Origin of the sequence: Streptomyces sp., assembly GCF_031181555.1 — a bacterium.
Classification (GTDB): domain Bacteria; phylum Actinomycetota; class Actinomycetes; order Streptomycetales; family Streptomycetaceae; genus Streptomyces; species Streptomyces fimbriatus.
Map to the genome: position 1 here is coordinate 21,353 of NZ_JAPSKQ010000106.1, position 2,359 is coordinate 23,711.

Consider the following 2,359-nt stretch of genomic DNA (forward strand, 5'->3'; position numbering starts at 1 on the left):
GGGGCCGGCGTGCGGGGCGCCGGGCATGTGGCCGGTGGCGGGTCCGGTGGTCGGACCGGTGAGGCGGCCGGGCGTGCCGCCGGGCGTCTCGCCCCGGAGGGGGGCGGAGGCGGTGTCGGGCGGGTGACCGGGCGCCGGGACGCTCGTCTCACCGGGGTGCCGGCCGGGAGTGCCACCACCGGCCGTTCCGCCCCCGGCCGCGCCGGGGCCCGCCGCGGAGGGGCGATCACCGGTGGCGCCGGGCTCCCCCCGGCGCGGACGCGCCTCGGAGCGGTCCGCGTGCGTGTCCCCGTCCGCGGACGGCGGCTGCGACACGCGGCGTCCCCGGGGCAGGTGCGGTACGTCCCCCCGGGCGGCCGTGCGCACCGCGCGCCCGCCGGGACCCGTGCCCGCCCCCCGGCTCTCGATCCCCGGCGCCCCGCCCTGGCCCGGCACCTGCGGCGCTCCGCTCGCGTCGTCCCCCCGCCCGTCCCGGGCGGACACGGCCCAGCCGGCCGGGCCGTGGGCGTGGTGGGTGGGCGCCATCGGTGCCGTCGCGCGCGCGTGGGGGTCCGCGCCGTCGGTCCGCGCGTGCCGGGGCGCCGGCACGCGCACGTGCCCCTCGCCGTCCGGCGTCGTCTCCGTCCGCGCCGCCGGTCCCGCGGCCGGAGTGAGCCGCAGGGCGGACTCCCCGATCCGCAGCAGCGCGCCCGGTGCGAAACGGACCGGGCGGGGGCCCACCCGCCTGCCGTCCAGCGTCGTGCCGTTGGTGGAGCCGAGGTCGGCGACCGAGACCCGGCCGTCCGGGCCGACCGTCACCGCGCAGTGCACCCGGGAGACGTCCGGGTCGTCGAGCGGCACGTCGGCGTCGGCGGAGCGGCCTATGCGGATCTCGCCGCCGTGCAGCAGGTGCACCCCGCCCGCGTCGGGACCGGCGACGACATGGAGCCGGGTCGGGGCGTCGTCCAGCTCGGGATGCGGCTCCGGCTCGCCCGGGGCGCCCACGGCCAGCACCGCACCGTCGATCAGCGGCGGCTCGCCGAGCGTGCAGCGCTGGGCGTCCAGCCGCCGGTCACCGGCGTACAGCACCGGGGTGCCCGAGGAGCCGGACGGGCCGTCGCCGCCGGAGACCGCCGAGGCCAGCGCGGAGGCGACCGCGGCCAGGGCCGTGCCGGCGGGTGCCGTGACCAGCACGTCGCGGCTCGCGGCCCGGTCCCGCGCGGGGGAGGACGGGCCCAGCGGGTCAACGACGGTCAGCCGGATCTGCATCGCCGTCAGCGGTCCCTTCTGCGCGGGCGCCCGCGACACGGGGGACGAAGCCGCCCCGCGGTCCCCCTCCGCGGACTTCCCCCACCGCCACACGCGCACGTACGGCCAGTACTGGGAGGCATCCTCGCACCTGCCACCGACAACGCGCCCGCCGCCCGGCATCGAATGATCTTGATTGGTCGGCTCTGCCCGTAAAAATGCCTGACCAGTACGTCACCGGTGATCGTTCGGGGATCACTTGAGATCGGTCACGTCCGGCATCCGGCAACCAACGGACCGGGTCGAGCGTCTTTCCTTCGAACACGGACGGGTACCGGCCGAGCGTGACCCACGGAAAGACGACGCCGAACTCGGCAAGCCGGTATCCCGCGCGGCGGCACTACAGTGGGTCGGAACATTCCGTGGCACGGTGGACCACGGTGTACGCCAAGCAAGCAGGGAGCGCATGACGTGCGGCCGGTAGGCAGCAAGTACCTGCTCGAGGAGCCGCTCGGACGCGGCGCCACGGGCACCGTCTGGCGAGCCCGCCAGCGGGAGACCGCGGGCGCCGAGGCGGCCGTGCCCGGACAGCCCGGCGAGACCGTCGCGATCAAGGTCCTCAAGGAGGAGCTCGCGAACGACGCCGACGTCGTGATGCGGTTCCTGCGCGAGCGCTCCGTCCTGCTGCGGCTGACCCACCCCAACATCGTCCGGGTCCGCGACCTGGTGGTCGAGGGCGATCTGCTGGCCCTGGTCATGGACCTCGTCGACGGTCCCGACCTGCACCGCCACCTGCGCGAGAACGGCCCCTTCACTCCGGTGGCCGCCGCGCTGCTGACCGCCCAGATCGCCGACGCGCTCGCCGCCAGCCACGCCGACGGCGTGGTGCACCGCGACCTGAAGCCGGCCAACGTCCTGCTCAAGCAGGAGGGCGGCGAGATGCACCCGATGCTGACCGACTTCGGCATCGCCCGCCTCGCCGACTCCCCCGGCCTGACCCGCACCCACGAGTTCGTCGGCACGCCCGCGTACATCGCGCCCGAGTCCGCCGAGGGCCGCCCGCAGACCTCCGCCGTCGACATCTACGGCGCCGGCATCCTGCTGTACGAGCTGGTCACCGGCCGTCCGCCGT

2 protein-coding genes are annotated in these 2,359 nt (G+C 76.6%); one reads left to right on the forward strand and one right to left on the reverse strand.

Features of this window, described 5'->3' with window-relative positions:
• A partial coding sequence (locus RIM90_RS20745) for an FHA domain-containing protein (protein ID WP_309062240.1) occupies positions 1 to 1,248 on the reverse strand: 1,248 nt, incomplete at its 3' end.
• Between the two features lie 450 nt (positions 1,249 to 1,698).
• Between RIM90_RS20745 and RIM90_RS20750 the strand changes: the two genes are divergently transcribed.
• Positions 1,699 to 2,359 (forward strand): serine/threonine-protein kinase (locus tag RIM90_RS20750; RefSeq protein WP_309062241.1); only part of this gene is annotated, 661 nt, incomplete at its 3' end.